This window comes from Stenotrophomonas sp. TD3 (assembly GCF_001939825.1).
Taxonomy (GTDB): Bacteria; Pseudomonadota; Gammaproteobacteria; order Xanthomonadales; family Xanthomonadaceae; genus Stenotrophomonas.
The window spans coordinates 2548608-2562022 of record NZ_MOYM01000001.1 but is presented as its reverse complement, the minus strand read 5'-3'; the positions used below and the strand labels follow the sequence as shown (position 1 = coordinate 2562022).

Below are 13415 nucleotides of genomic sequence, written 5' to 3'. Positions count from 1 at the left end.
GGGGATCAAGTCGTTTGTGCACAAACGACTTGATCCCCTCCGTCCCCTTTTTTGTTACAGCAGCGTGCCGTGCAAGATCATCGCGGCGATGCTGAAGTAGATCACCAGGCCGGTCACGTCCACCAGGGTGGCCACGAACGGGGCCGAGGCGCTGGCCGGGTCGAAGCCGAGCCGCTTCAGAATGAAGGGCAGCATCGAGCCGGACAGCGAACCGAAGGTGACGATGCCGACCAGCGCGGCGCCGATGGTGATCGCCAGCAGGATCCAGTGTTCGCCGTAGTCGTGCAGGCCGCCCAGCTGCCAGATGACGATGCGCACGATGGCCAGGCAGCCAAGGATGGCGCCCAGCACCATGCCGGTCGGGATCTCGCGCAGGGCCACTTTCCACCAGTCGCGCAGGCGCAGTTCGCGCAGCGCCAGGCTGCGGATCAGCAGCGAGGTGGCCTGCGAGCCGGAGTTGCCACCCGAGCTCATGATCAGTGGGATGAACAGGGTCAGCACCACCGCGCGTGCCAGTTCGTCTTCGTAGTGCTGCATCGCGCTGGCGGTCAGCATCTCACCCAGGAACAGCACGCTCAGCCAGCCGGCGCGCTTGCGCAGCATCTCGAAGAAGCCGATCTGCATGTACGGCTTGTCCAGTGCCTCCATGCCACCGAACTTGTGCGCGTCCTCGGTGGATTCCTCGATCAGCGCATCGAGCACGTCGTCCACGGTGACGATGCCGAGCATCTGCTGCTGCGCGTCGACCACCGGGATCGCCAGCAGGTCGTGGCGGCGGATCAGCCGCGCCACCTCTTCCTGGTCCATCAGCGCATCCACCGTCACCGGCGGATTGACCTGGGCCACGTCCAGGATCGATTCCTCGGGCAGGCCGGTGATCAGCCGGCGCATGGTCACCACCTGCTGCAGCTGCTGGCTGGCCGGTTCCAGCACGTAGATCGCGTACACCGTCTCGCGGGTGCGCTCGACCTGGCGGATGTGCTGCAGGGTCTGCGCCACGGTCCAGCTGGCAGGCACCGCCACGTACTCGGTGGTCATCAGCGCACCGGCCGTGTTCGGCGGGTAGCTGAGCAGCTTCTGGATGGCCTGGCGGGCGTCGGTGCCCAGCAGTGGAATCAGCCGCGCGCGCTCTTCTTCGTCCAGCTCGTGGACGATGTCGGTGGCGCGGTCGTCGGCCATCAGACCCAGCAGAGCCGCAGCCCGCGCTGGTGGCAGCGCGGCCACCAGTTCACCGCTGCGGTGCAGCTCCGGTGCTTCGAGCATCTTCACTGCACGCGGCAACGGCAGCGCAGCCAGCGTTTCCGCGGCGCGGGTCAGTTCCAGCGTGTTGAGGAATTCCACCGCGTCGGCGGTGTTGTAGTTCGCCAGCGGTGCGGCCAGTGCGGCGGCATCGGCCACCGGGCGCAGCAATTGCTTCTGGTTCATCGGTTTTGCCTTGTGGGGGTGCGACCTCGCGCAACGCCAACGCAGGCAAACCGTCCCGATGTCAGGCGGTGGCCATCGCTGGCGTCGAACGAGGTCGACTTCTACTGTCGCTGGACATGGGTTGGGGACTCCGGGATGCGTATGCCGACGGACGCGCCGCCAGCGGCGGGCAGTCTGGACCCGTGGGCCATGCAGGTCAACCCGGCCGCCCCGCACCGACGCCCGACCGGTTGTTCTCGTGCGTACACAGACCGGCGCGCATAATGTCGTGGTGGCGCTCGCCACGCCCTCCCCCACCCGAACGGACGCACAGCGGGCTCCCCCGATGACCAGGTATTCCCATGCATAGCGGTGGTCTGGAACTGGCCCTGGTGCTGCTGCTGGCGGCGGTCATCGCCGTGCCGGTGTTCAAGAAGTTCGGCTTCGGCGCGGTGCTGGGCTACCTGGCGGCCGGCGTGGTGCTGGGCCCGGACGGACTGGGCTTCGTGCAGGACGCCGACCGCATCCTCGGCGCCGCCGAAATCGGCGTGGTGATGCTGCTGTTCGTGATCGGCCTGGAACTGTCGCCGGCACGCCTGAAGGTGATGCGGCGCTCGGTGTTCGGTGCCGGTGCGGCGCAGGTGGCGCTGTCCGGGCTGGTGCTGGGCGGCCTGCTGCTGCTCGACCATTTCCAGTGGAAGAGCGCACTGGTGGTGGGTGTGGCACTGGCACTGTCGTCCACCGCGGTCGGCCTGCAGCTGCTGTCCGAGCACAAGGCGATCAACAGCGACCATGGCCGGCTGGGCTTTGCCATCCTGCTGTTCCAGGACCTGATCGCGATCCCCTTGCTGGCGGCCATCCCGCTGCTGGGCGGGGTGAAGAACGAGACCCTGCGCATCGAGGATGCGATGGTGGCGTTGGGCGCGCTGGCGCTGGTGATCCTGTGCGGGCGACCGGTGCTGCGCAAGGTGTTCAGCATCATCGCGCGCACCCGCAGCCCGGAAGTGTTCACCGCCACCGCCCTGCTGGTGGTGCTCGGCACCGCCTGGTTCATGCAGGAAGCCGGCCTCAGCCCCAGCCTGGGCGCGTTCCTGGCCGGCGTGCTGCTGTCCGATTCGGAGTTCCGGCACGAGCTGGAAGCGCAGATCGAGCCGTTCAAGGGCCTGCTGCTGGGCCTGTTCTTCATCGCGGTGGGCATGGGCATCGACCTCGACCGCATCGCCGCCGAGCCGTGGCTGATCGCGGCCGGCGTGGCGATCCTGCTGGTGGTCAAGTTCAGCCTGCTGTATGTGATTGGCCGTATTGCAAAGCTCAGTTCACGGCAGTCGCTGCTGCTGGGCAGCGTGCTGTGGCTGGGCGGCGAATTCGCCTTCGTGGTGTTCAACGAAGCGCAGCGCGCGCACCTGCTGGGCAACGCCAACCATGACCGGCTGGTGGCGATCGTTGGCCTGTCGATGGCGATCACGCCGCTGCTGATGATCGCGCTGCTCAGGCTGCTCGGCCAGGAAAAGGCCGCACCGCGCCAGGCGGCCGAGGCTGACAAGGTAGCGCCGGACAACCGGCCCAAGGTGCTGATCGCCGGCATGGGCCGCTTCGGCCAGGTGATCGCGCGACTGCTGACGGCACAGAAGGTGCCATTCGTGGCGCTGGAGGCGAACCCGGACACCGTGGCCGACCTGCGCCGCTTCGGCAACCAGTTGTACTACGGCGACCCGACCCGGCCGGAGATGCTGCGTGCGGCGGGTGGCGAGCACATCGACGTGTTCGTGATCACCGTGGATGACCCGGAGACCAACCTGCGCGCCGTGCGCATGGTGCGCCGGCTGTACCCGGACGCGAAGGTGCTGGCGCGTGCACGCAACCGCCAGCATGCGTGGCGCCTGATGGACATGTCGGCCGAGCCGTTCCGCGAAGTGTTCGGCACCAGCCTGGAGATGAGCGGCCGCGTGCTGACCGCGCTGGGCGTGGCACCGGACGTGGCCGAACGCCATGTGCAGCGCTTCCGCGAGCATGACGAACAACTGCTGCGCGACCAGTACCTGGTGTACGACGACGAGGCCGCGGTGATCCAGACCTCGCGCGATGCACGCAACGACCTGATGCACCTGTTCGAGGCCGACGCGGAGAGCGACGGCAAATAGGCGTGCCGACCAACGGTCGGCACCCACCACAGAATGCGGTAGTGCCGGCCGCTGGCCGGCAATCCCGGGATTCTGGAGGCTTCATGAGGTTGCCGGCCAGCGGCCGGCACTACCCACAGCGGATTCCGGCAGTAGATCCACGCCATGCGTGGATGGCGCGATGTTGGGGTCAGAGCCCTTTCCGTTGGAAAGGGATCCGACCCCGGCCTGTCAGCCGTTGTCGCGCAGGAACCGCGCCATCGACGAAACGCCCGGCACGCGCGGTTCGAACTCGCCGGCCACGTCGATGAAGCCGCGCATCACTGCGATCTCGCGCGGGCTGCGGTTGAGGCTGTCGCGCACTTCCGGATCGGCACCGGCGCGCAGCAGGCGCTGCACCAGCAGCGGCAGTCCATGCAGCGCGGCCAGATGCAGCGGGCCGAAGCCGCGCGGATCGCGCACGTCCAGGCTGACGTCCTCATCCAGCAGGCGCTCTACCGCTGCCATCACCACCTGCTCGTCGCAGGCGGTGCCCGGCTCGGCGCGTGCGCCCAGCAGCAGCAGCAGCGGCGTGACCGAACCGGCAGCAGCCTGGTCCGGCTCGGCGCCGGCCAGCAGCAGGGTGTCGAGCAGGGCCAGCAGGCGCGAGCGGTCGCGGGCACTGAAGCCGTACAGCGCGGCACAGTGCAGCGGCCCCAGCTGCTGCGCGTCACCGGCATGCACATCGGCACCGGCAGTGAGCAGGCGCGCGACGATGTCCGGCAGGCCAAGCGCGGAGGCCAGCATCAGCACGGTCACCCCACCCGGCAGGCGGTGTTCCAGCTTGGCGCCGGCATCGAGCAGTGCCGACACGATATCCACCTGGCGCATGCTGACCGCCGCCGACAGCGGCGTCGCACCACTGGCCGCGGCGTGCTGCGGATCGGCGCCACGCGCCAGCAGCAGGTCGGTCACCGCCAGGTGACCACCACCGGCCGCACGCAGCAGCGCGGTGCAGCCCTGTGCATCGACCGCGTCGACGGCGAACCCCAGATCGATCAGGCGGCGCACCGCATCCACATCACCGGCCATCGCGGCGGCCGGCAGATCGGCCTCGCGCAGGGTACGGCGCGGCAACGGCCACACCCGCCAATCCAGCCAGTCGGCCAGGTCACGGCGACCGATCGACAGCGCGACGCCCAGCGGCGTCTGGCCGTCGGCGGCACGTGCTTCCGGCGAGGCGCCGTGCTGCACCAGCAGCTTCAGCGCGCCTTCGCGGGCCAATGCGGTGGCCAGGTGCAATGCGGTCATGCCATGGCTGTCACGCGCTTCGCGATCGACACCGGCCTTGAGCAGGGCCTGCTGCAGCCGCAGCCAGCCCAGGCGCACTGCCAGCGACAACGGCGGGTCACCCGCCGGCGAGGCGGCGAATGGATCGGCGCCACGCTCCAGCAGTTCCAGCGCCAGCTGTTCCAGGCCACGGGCGGCCTGGTCGTGCTGCGCGCAGGCAGCGAGGAAACGCGCCAGGCCGCCGCGGCCGGCCGGCGACAGGCCACGCTGCAGCATCACCTGCAGCGCAGGCACCGCATCGATGCCGCGCGACAGCAGCGCGAACATCGGGGTGTCGGCGCAGGCGTCGCGCACATAAGGATCCGCACCGTGGCCCAGCAGCCAATCGACCGCGCGCGGCTCCAGTGCCAGCTCCGGATCGAGCAGCAGGCCGCCCAGTTCTTCCGGCTGGCACAGCTTGGCCAGCGCGGCCATGCCCTCGGTATTGCCGAAGCCCAGTGCTTCGCGCAGCAGGGTCAGCGGCGGACGGTCCGGCAGCAGGCCGCTGGCGCTGGCGGCTTCGCCGCGCTCGGCCAGGCCATCACTGACGGCGGCCGGCAACGGATAGGACGGGTCCAGCAGGGCGACGATCGCCCAGCGACCGGCTTCAGCGGCGTAGTCCACCGCGCGGCGGCCGACCGGATCAGCCGCATCGGCGGCGATGCCCAGCTCGACCAGGCGCTTGATCAGCAGCGGCGAGACATCCTCGGCCATCGCTGCCAGCTGCACCGCATTGCGGCCTTCGCCGTCCACCGCGACCAGGTCCGGCTTGTGCGGCAGCAGGTGCTCGACCACGGCGGCACGACCGGCACGGGCCGCTTCCAGCCACGGTGTACGACCCAGCGCATCGCGCGCTTCCAGATTGGCGCCCGCGCCGAGCAGCACGCCGATGATCTCCACGTGGCCAGCCAGGGCCGCCTCGTGCAACGCACTGCGGCGCTGGCGATCACGCGCATCGGCCCGCGCCTTGTGCTTGAGCAGCAGCTGCACACCGGCCGGATCGTCGTCCTCGGTGGCGGCGGCGGCCAGCAGCACTGGGGTGCCTTCGGCCGGTTCGCTGCGTGCACCACGTTCGAGCAGGAAGCGGGCCAGGCGCCAGTTGCCGACCTGGCAGGCCACCGCCAGCGGCGACCAGCCCTCGCGGTTCAGCGCATCGACTTCGGCGGCGGCATCGCGCAGCAGCGCGGCCACGCCCGGGTCGGAACTGCGTGCGGCATGGTGCAGCGGGGTGTTGCCATCACTGTCGGTGGCGCGCGAATCGGCGCCGTTGGCGAGCAGGGTCATCACCGCTTCGGGGCGGCCATGCCAGCTGTCGCGGGTCGCGGCCAGCAGCGGGGTCATGCCCCGGTGCGGCGCATTCACATCGACGCCGCGGGCAATCAGTTCGCGCAGCAGGCGCAGGTCCGGCAGTACCGCGGCCAGCACCGCCAGGCTGCGCTGGTCACGCCAGTTCGGGTCCGGCAGCGCATACGGATCGGCACCGGCCTGCAGCAGCTGCAGGCCGCGGTCGATGCGACCCTGGCGCGCGGCTTCATACAGCGCAGGTGTCAGTTCCTGCGGCGCCATCGCCTCCAGCGGCGCGGTTTCGGCCGCAGCGGGGAACATCGGTTCCTGTTCGCTGCTGGCCGCTGCGAACGGGCTGGGACGCAGCGACACCAGCGGCGCGGGCGCGACCCGCTGCAGCAGCAGGTGCAGCACCGGCGACAGCAGCACGACCGCCAGTGCGGCGGGCCAGCGTGCGCTTTCCGGCAACAGGCCCGGCCAGGCCGGCAGCACCACCAGTGCGGACAGCGCGATCACCAGCGCGGCCACGCCAAGGCCACGCCAGGCGGTCAGGTCGCGCCCGGCCAGCGCCTGCCAGTGCTGGGCAAGGCTGCCATCGAGGCGCTCGACATCGTTCCACAACGGCCAGGTGCGCCAGGCCGCCAGCAGGCCGGCGCTGACCAGCACGCTCAGGCCCAGCACTGCCGCCAGGCTGCCGCTGTCACGCAGTGCCGCCAGCGGCCAGGCCAGCAGCAGCGCCAGCAACAGCGGCGCGGCCGCCCACAATGCCAGCAGCGCGGGCAGGTCCTGGCGTGCGACCACCTTCAGCGGCAGCAGCGCACGGCTGCGACGCCACCACGACACACCCAGCGCAAACGCCGGCTGCGCCAGTGCGGCAAGGATGGCACCCGGCACACCCCCCACGGCGGCGCCCAGCGCCAGCACGGCACCCACGGCGAAGGCGATCGACAGGGCGCGCGGACGGGAGATGTCAGTCATAGTGTCGCGGCATCAGGCTGGCCACCGATGGCGGCACCTGCAGGTAGAACCCGCGTTCGCTCATTTCGCTGCGGACCTTTTCAGGATCGGCCTGGGCCAGGCGGCGCTGGGCATCCAGGGCCACCTCCAGGACGAAGGTGAGCGTTCCCAGCGAGGTGAGCAGCGGCGCGGGCAGCGCGCTGAAATCATCGCGTCGGGGAACGTAGACGTAGGTGTCCGGCTTGAGTTGGCTTTTATAGACGTAGGCGTGCATGTCCGCGGGACGATAACCCGGGAAGAGCCATGATTGTGTCGGAAAGCCGACACCGGGGAAAGCCGTCAGCCGACGATGGCGGCGCGATCGGCGGCGTTTCCCCAGCGAGGTTCAGCAATGTGGCGGCGGCGTTCAGGCAGTGCCGCCGCCACACGGGCGCTTACTTGACCTTGGCGTAGGTGCCCTTCAGCGCGACACCGGCGACGAAGGTGCCGGCCCAGCACTCGTAGTTGGTCGTGCTCTTGAACTCGTTCTTCTTGTAATAGCTGACGATGTCGACCACCGCGTTGGCGCCGCGCGACCTGGCGCCGTCCTGCAGCGCGCGCAGCGCCGACAGCGCAACCCAGCGGCAGGCCTCGGCGTCGCTCTTGTTGGCGGCGTTGGTCTTCTTGTTGGTCACGTCTTCGCCCAGGCGCTGCTGCACGCTCACCGGCTGTCCGGCCAGGTAGAAGCGCACGCTGCCGTCGATGCCGGCGTCCTTGGCAGCCTGCGAGCTGACCAGCTCCTGCAGGGACTGCTCGACGCGGGTATCGCGGGCGGAGGCGGTGGAGGTCAGGGCCAGCAGCGCGGTGGCCGTGGCGATCATCAGGGTGCGGCGCATCGGAACATCTCCTTGTCGAGGGTGCGGGTGGATAGCGGAAACAGTGCGGTGGGGCGGTGGATCACTCGCTCCAGCGGCGGAACACCAGCGAGGTGTTGATGCCGCCGAAGGCAAAGTTGTTGCTCATCACGTATTCGGCCTGCAGTTCGCGACCTTCCCCGGTGATGAAGTCGAGCTGGCCACAGCGTGGATCGACCTCGGCCAGGTTCAGGGTCGGTGCGAACCAGCCGGCGCGCATCATCTGGATGCTCAGCCAGGCCTCGAACGCACCACAGGCACCCAGCATGTGGCCGACATAGCTCTTCAGCGAGCTGATCGGCACGCGGTTGCCGAACACCTGCGCGGTCGCCTGGGTTTCGGCGATGTCACCGTGGTCGGTGGCGGTGCCGTGGGCGTTGACGTAGTCGATCTGCGCCGCGTCCAGGCCGGCATCCTCCAGCGCCAGGCGCATGGCCTGGGCCATGGTGTCGGCGCTGGGCTGGGTGACGTGCTGGCCATCGCTGTTGGTGCCGTAGCCGACCACCTCGGCCAGGATGGTGGCGCCGCGCGCCTGCGCGTGCTCCAGGTCTTCCAGGATCAGCGTGCAGGCGCCCTCGCCCAGCACCAGGCCATCACGGCCGGCATCGAACGGGCGCGGGGTGGTCTGCGGCGCATCGTTGCGCACGCTGGTGGCGAACAGGGTGTCGAACACCGCCGCGGCGGTGGCATCGAGCTGCTCGGCACCGCCGGCCACCATCACCGTCTGCTTGCCGCTGCGGATGGCCTCATAGGCCGCGCCCACGCCCTGGCTGCCCGACGTACAGGCGCTGGAGGTGGTGTAGACGCGCCCGGACAGGCCGAAGAACACGCCGATGTTGACCGGCGCGGTGTGGCTCATCATCTTCAGGTAGGTGGTGGCACTGATGCCTTCGGTGGTGAATTCGTTGAGCATGCGCCCGAATTCACCGGTAGCCTCATGGCTGCCCGAGGACGAGCCGTAGGCCACGCCGGTACGGCCACTGCGCAGCACCGGGTGCTCGTGCAGGCCAGCTTCGCGCAGCGCCACTTCGGTGGCGCGCACCGACATGATCGCGACCTTGCCCATCGAGCGGGTGGTCTTGCGGTTGTAGTTCGGCGGCAGCTCGAAGTCCTGCGCCGGCGCGGCCAGCTTGGTGTTCAGCCCGGCATAGACATCCCACTCGGGCATCGCGCGCACCGCATTGCGGCAGCTGCGCAGGTGCGCCTCGATGGTCGGCCAGTCGTGGCCGAGCGGACTGATGGCGGCGGCACCGGTGACCACCACGCGACGATCGGCGGCCATCAGAGCATGCCCCCGTTCACCGAGATCACCTGGCGGGTGATGTAGCCGGCCGGTTCGGACAGCAGGAACGCCACCGTCGCCGCCACTTCGTCGGGACGACCGACGCGGCCAGCGGGAATCAGCTTGAGCGCGTGTTCAACCACTTCATCGTTGAGCATTTCGGTCTCGATCAGGCCCGGGGCCACGCAGTTCACGGTGATCTGGCGGCTGGCCAGTTCCAGCGCCAGCGCCTTGGTGGCACCGATGATGCCGGCCTTGGCGGCGCTGTAGTTGACCTGCCCGCGGTTGCCGGCCAGCCCGGACACCGACGACAGGGTGACGATGCGGCCCGGCTTGCGCCGGCGCACCATCGGCATGATCAACGGATGCAGCACGTTGTAGAAGCCATCCAGGTTGGTGTGGATGACCTGGTCCCAATCCTCCGCCGACAGCGCCGGGAAGGCGCCATCACGGGCGATGCCGGCATTGCAGACCACGCCGTAGTACGCGCCATGCGCGTCGACATCGGCCTCCAGCGCGGCGCGTGCGGCCTCGCGGTCGGCCACGTCGAACACCAGCACGCGGGCCTGCTGGCCCAGTGCCTGGATCTCGGCCACCACCGCCTGCGCCTCTTCCACGCGGCTGCGGCAATGCACCACCACGTCGAAGCCGTCGCGCGCGATGCGCAGCGCGATGGCCCGGCCGATGCCCCGGCTGGCGCCGGTCACCAGCACGCTTCGATTCCCTGTCATGCCTGTCCACTCTCCAGATAGGCCATCGCGTCGGCCGGTTCGAACACCGACACGTTGGCTGTCGCCCATTCTTCCTCGCCTGCCAGGATGCGGCAGGCGAACATCCCCAATCCATTGTCACCCAACAGCTCGCAGCGCGCCTGTACGCGCAGCCGCGAACCGCTGGGGAAGCTGCTGCGCAGGCTGCTGTAGCGGCGGCTGCCGAGCAGGAAGCCCAACTGCGGCGGCCTGCCGGCGGCGCGTGCGCGGCAGCCGGCCCAGGCCGCGATGGCCTGTGCCATGTATTCGATGCCGACCCAGGCCGGCACCTGGCCATCCTCGACGAACAGCCCGGCCCCGGGCACCACCAGTTCGGCCTCGATGGCGTCCTGGTCCCACTGCGTGATGCGCTCCAGCAGGCACATGTCTTGGCGGTGCGGCACCACGTCCTCGATCGCGTACAGCGTGTTCATCGACGCTCCAGCGCCAGCACGGCATTGCTGCCGCCGAAGGCGAACGAATTGCTCAGCACCCGTCGCGGCGGCTGCGCCAGGCGGGTGGCCGGGGCCACCAGCGGCAGCACCGGCAACGCGGGATCGGCCACGCCGTCCCACCAGTGCGGCGGCAGCTGCTGCTGCGGGTTCTCGGCCAGCAGGATCCAGCACAGCGCCGCCTCGATCGCACCCGAGGCGCCCAGCGTATGGCCGGTCAACGGCTTGGTTGAACTGGCCGGCACGCCGTTGCCCAGCACCTGCGAGACCGCCAGGCTTTCCATCGCATCGTTGTGGCCGGTAGCAGTGCCATGCAGGTTCACGTAGTCCACTTCGTCGGCGGCCCATCCGGCACGCAGCAACGCCTGCTGCAGGGCATCGATGGCGCCCAGCCCCTGCGGGTCCGGGGCGGACATGTGGTGCGCGTCGGCCGATTCGCCCCACCCGGCCAGGCACACCGGACCGGGTTCGCGGGTGAGCAGGAACAACGCAGCGCCCTCGCCGATGTTGATGCCGGCGCGATGCTGCGAGAACGGATTGCAGCGCAGCGCCGATACTGATTCCAGCGCGCTGAAGCCGGCCACGGTGAAGCGGCACAGCGAATCGGCGCCACCGGCAATCACCGCGTCGACGATGCCGGCGCGCAGCATGCGCGCCGCCGACATCAGCGCCTTGGCGCTGGACGAGCAGGCGGTGGACAGGGTCCATGCCGGCCCCTGTGCGCCACTGCGCTGGCGCACGAACTGCGCGGCAGTGCCCATTTCCTGCTGGGCGTAGTCGAAGCCCTGCGGCCACTGGCCCTGTTCGGCGTGGCTGCGCAGGGCCTGCTCGGATTCACCGATGCCCGAGGTGCTGGTACCCAGCACCACCGCCACGCGCTCGGCGCCATGGCGGGCGATCGCGGCGGCAACGGCCGGTGCGATCTGCGCCAGTGCCACGTCCAGCAGCGCGTTGTTGCGCCCGCGCAGGGCCACCGGCAGGTCATCCAGTGTTGGCAGTGGCGTGCGTACTTCCCCCAGCGCCAGGGTGCGTCCCGGCAACAGGCTGTCGTTGTCACTGAGCCCGCCCGCCGCGTCGGCGAACATGGCCGACGTCACAGCGGCGCGGCCATCGCCAAGCGCACAGACCACGCCCAGGTCGTTCAGGTAGATCGGTGCGCTCATCGGTCCTGCCCGGCCATGTCGATCGATTCGATGCGCAGGGCGTAGCCTTCGGCGCGGTTGTCCAGCTGCACGCTGCCATCGTCCAGGCGCTGCAGCTGCAGCCACACCGTGCCGTCGCGCGACAGGCTGCGCTGGTGACCGTCATCGCTGACCTGCCAACCGGCCGGCAACGCGGCGGCAATGGCCGCGGTCGGCCACAGCGCGAACTGCAGGTCATCCAGCACGCGCTCGGCACGCACCTGCGGCGGCAGCCACGGCGCGCGCTGCTGGGTCAGCTGCTGGCCGTCCCACTGCAGGCGCACGCCGGTCTGACCCATCGCCTGCACCGCCAGCTGCACCTGCTGCGCATCGGCTTCCAGCAGAGCATCCAGGTCGCGCTCATGCGTGCCGAACCGGAAATGCAGCTGCTGCTGCAGTGCCAGCGGCGCCGGCAGGCTGGCCGGCGACAGGCGCAGCGGCGGCAGTTCCACCTGCGGCTTCGGCATGCGGCCGGCACAGGCGGCCAGCAGCAGGCACAGCAACAGCGCTGCAGTACGGGCGATCACGCGCTGCACAGCTGCTCCAGCACGCGCATGCGGCGGCCGCTTTCATCGGCCACGTACGGGTTGTTGGTGTCCCAGGCGTAGCCGGCCAGGATGGAGCTGATCATGTCGCGCACTTCAGGCTGCTGCTGCGGGTGGTAGATGATCTTCTGGAAACCGCCTTCGTACCAGCTTTCGACAAAGCGGCGGAAGGTCTTCACGCCGGCGCGCAGCGGAACCGAGAACTCGGTTTCCCAGTCAACGGTTTCGCCGGCATAGCGGCGCGCCAGGCACTCGCTGGCCAGCTGCGCGGACTTGAAGGCGATGGTGACGCCGGAGGAGAACACCGGGTCGAGGAACTCGCCGGCATTGCCCAGCAGGGCGTAGCCCGGGCCCCACAGCGAACTGACATTGGCCGAGTAACCGGTGATCCGGCGCACCGGCAGCACCGCCCATTCGGCGTTGGCCAGCAGCCGGGTCAGGTTGGGGTCCTCGCCGACGATGGCCTGCAGTTTCTGCAGGTCGTCGCCTTCGTAGCGCTCGAAGAACGACGGCTCGGCGACCACGCCCAACGAGCAGCAGCCGTTGGAGAACGGGATCGTCCAGTACCAGACGTCGATGTGCTCGGGATGGGTGGTGATCAGGATCTTGTTGCGGTCGAAGTCCGCTTCGGCCGGAATGTTGTCGCGCACGTGGCAGAAGATCGCCCCGCGCACCGGGAAGTTGGACGGCGATTCCAGCTGCAGCAGGCGCGGCAGCAGGCGCGCGAAACCGGATGCATCGAGGATGAAATCGGCCTCGATGCGGTACTCGCTGCCGTCCGGGCGGCGCACGGTCACCGCCGGCTGCTCGCCCGCTTCGACCGACAGTACTTCATCACCGAAGCGCAGCGTGGTACCCATGCGTTCTGCGCCGCGCGCCAGCACGTTGTCGAAGTCGGCGCGCTGCACCTGGTAGGTCGTGCCCCAACCCGGCGAGAACTTCTTCCTGAAGTCGAACGCGGTGCGCGCCTCCCCATGCACGAAGGCGGCACCGTTCTTGTGCTGGAAGCCCGCTTCGACCACGTCCTGCAACAGGCCGGCAGCCTCGATGTACTCCATGCTCTGCGGCAGCAGGCTTTCACCGATGGAGAAACGCGGGAACTGCTGGCGCTCCAGCATCAGCACCTGGCGGCCCTGCTGGCGCAGCATCGCCGCAGCCACGGAGCCGGCCGGGCCGGCACCGATGATCAGGATTTCAGTACGTTCGACAGCATCCACAGCAGTATTCATCGGTGCGTCCT

At 69.3% G+C, this 13415-nt stretch carries 11 protein-coding genes; 1 reads left to right on the top strand and 10 read right to left on the bottom strand.

The genetic code is table 11. The features are described 5' to 3' along the window. Positions 1-54 precede the first annotated feature (54 nt). Positions 55-1425: a magnesium transporter gene (gene mgtE / locus BKE09_RS11890; protein WP_014038917.1), complete on the bottom strand. Its 1371-nt coding sequence runs from the start codon at positions 1423-1425 to the stop codon at positions 55-57. Positions 1426-1766: 341 nt separating this feature from the next. Between mgtE and BKE09_RS11880 the strand changes: the two genes are divergently transcribed. Then, entirely contained in the window at positions 1767-3545 is a 1779-nt protein-coding gene (locus BKE09_RS11880) for a monovalent cation:proton antiporter-2 (CPA2) family protein (protein ID WP_075675864.1), read from the top strand. 210 nt (positions 3546-3755) lie between these two features. On the opposite strand, the gene BKE09_RS11875 is transcribed toward BKE09_RS11880, so the two are convergent. The 9 genes from BKE09_RS11875 to BKE09_RS11835 form a co-directional block, all read right to left on the bottom strand. Beyond that, positions 3756-7094 carry an ankyrin repeat domain-containing protein gene (locus tag BKE09_RS11875; protein ID WP_075675863.1) on the bottom strand — a complete coding sequence of 1113 codons (3339 nt, stop codon included), beginning with the start codon at positions 7092-7094 and terminating at the stop codon, positions 3756-3758. After that, entirely contained in the window at positions 7087-7347 is a 261-nt protein-coding gene (locus BKE09_RS11870) for a YcgL domain-containing protein (RefSeq protein WP_014038920.1), read from the bottom strand. Before BKE09_RS11870 ends, BKE09_RS11875 begins: the two co-directional genes overlap by 8 nt. Positions 7348-7507: 160 nt before the next feature. Then, positions 7508-7948 (bottom strand): hypothetical protein, encoded by a 441-nt coding sequence (locus tag BKE09_RS11865; protein WP_014038922.1) that lies wholly within the window; start codon positions 7946-7948, stop codon positions 7508-7510. A 61-nt stretch (positions 7949-8009) separates the two neighbouring features. Then, complete coding sequence (locus BKE09_RS11860) at positions 8010-9248, bottom strand: beta-ketoacyl-ACP synthase (RefSeq protein ID WP_075675862.1); 1239 nt, start codon at positions 9246-9248, stop codon at positions 8010-8012. After that, positions 9248-9979 carry a 3-ketoacyl-ACP reductase FabG2 gene (locus tag BKE09_RS11855; RefSeq protein ID WP_014038924.1) on the bottom strand — a complete coding sequence of 244 codons (732 nt, stop codon included), beginning with the start codon at positions 9977-9979 and terminating at the stop codon, positions 9248-9250. The genes BKE09_RS11860 and BKE09_RS11855 overlap by 1 nt, the downstream gene beginning before the upstream one ends. Then, positions 9976-10431 (bottom strand): hypothetical protein, encoded by a 456-nt coding sequence (locus BKE09_RS11850; protein ID WP_014038925.1) that lies wholly within the window; start codon positions 10429-10431, stop codon positions 9976-9978. Before BKE09_RS11850 ends, BKE09_RS11855 begins: the two co-directional genes overlap by 4 nt. Next, complete coding sequence (locus tag BKE09_RS11845; protein WP_075675861.1) at positions 10428-11612, bottom strand: beta-ketoacyl-ACP synthase; 1185 nt, start codon at positions 11610-11612, stop codon at positions 10428-10430. Before BKE09_RS11845 ends, BKE09_RS11850 begins: the two co-directional genes overlap by 4 nt. After that, on the bottom strand, positions 11609-12166 hold the full coding sequence (locus BKE09_RS11840) for a DUF3261 domain-containing protein (RefSeq protein ID WP_075675860.1): 558 nt from the start codon (positions 12164-12166) through the stop codon (positions 11609-11611). The genes BKE09_RS11845 and BKE09_RS11840 overlap by 4 nt, the downstream gene beginning before the upstream one ends. Then, positions 12154-13404, bottom strand: coding sequence for an NAD(P)/FAD-dependent oxidoreductase (locus BKE09_RS11835; protein ID WP_075675859.1), 1251 nt, complete (start codon positions 13402-13404; stop codon positions 12154-12156). Before BKE09_RS11835 ends, BKE09_RS11840 begins: the two co-directional genes overlap by 13 nt. Positions 13405-13415 lie beyond the last annotated feature (11 nt).

Bases quoted from the DNA above. Each gene is read 5' to 3' on its own strand.
- mgtE (WP_014038917.1), bottom strand. From the start codon at position 1,425: ATGAACCAGAAGCAATTGCTGCGCCCGGTGGCCGATGCCGCCGCACTG.
- BKE09_RS11880 (WP_075675864.1), top strand. From the start codon at position 1,767: ATGCATAGCGGTGGTCTGGAACTGGCCCTGGTGCTGCTGCTGGCGGCG.
- BKE09_RS11875 (WP_075675863.1), bottom strand. From the start codon at position 7,094: ATGACTGACATCTCCCGTCCGCGCGCCCTGTCGATCGCCTTCGCCGTG.
- BKE09_RS11870 (WP_014038920.1), bottom strand. From the start codon at position 7,347: ATGCACGCCTACGTCTATAAAAGCCAACTCAAGCCGGACACCTACGTC.
- BKE09_RS11865 (WP_014038922.1), bottom strand. From the start codon at position 7,948: ATGCGCCGCACCCTGATGATCGCCACGGCCACCGCGCTGCTGGCCCTG.
- BKE09_RS11860 (WP_075675862.1), bottom strand. From the start codon at position 9,248: ATGGCCGCCGATCGTCGCGTGGTGGTCACCGGTGCCGCCGCCATCAGT.
- BKE09_RS11855 (WP_014038924.1), bottom strand. From the start codon at position 9,979: ATGACAGGGAATCGAAGCGTGCTGGTGACCGGCGCCAGCCGGGGCATC.
- BKE09_RS11850 (WP_014038925.1), bottom strand. From the start codon at position 10,431: ATGAACACGCTGTACGCGATCGAGGACGTGGTGCCGCACCGCCAAGAC.
- BKE09_RS11845 (WP_075675861.1), bottom strand. From the start codon at position 11,612: ATGAGCGCACCGATCTACCTGAACGACCTGGGCGTGGTCTGTGCGCTT.
- BKE09_RS11835 (WP_075675859.1), bottom strand. From the start codon at position 13,404: ATGAATACTGCTGTGGATGCTGTCGAACGTACTGAAATCCTGATCATC.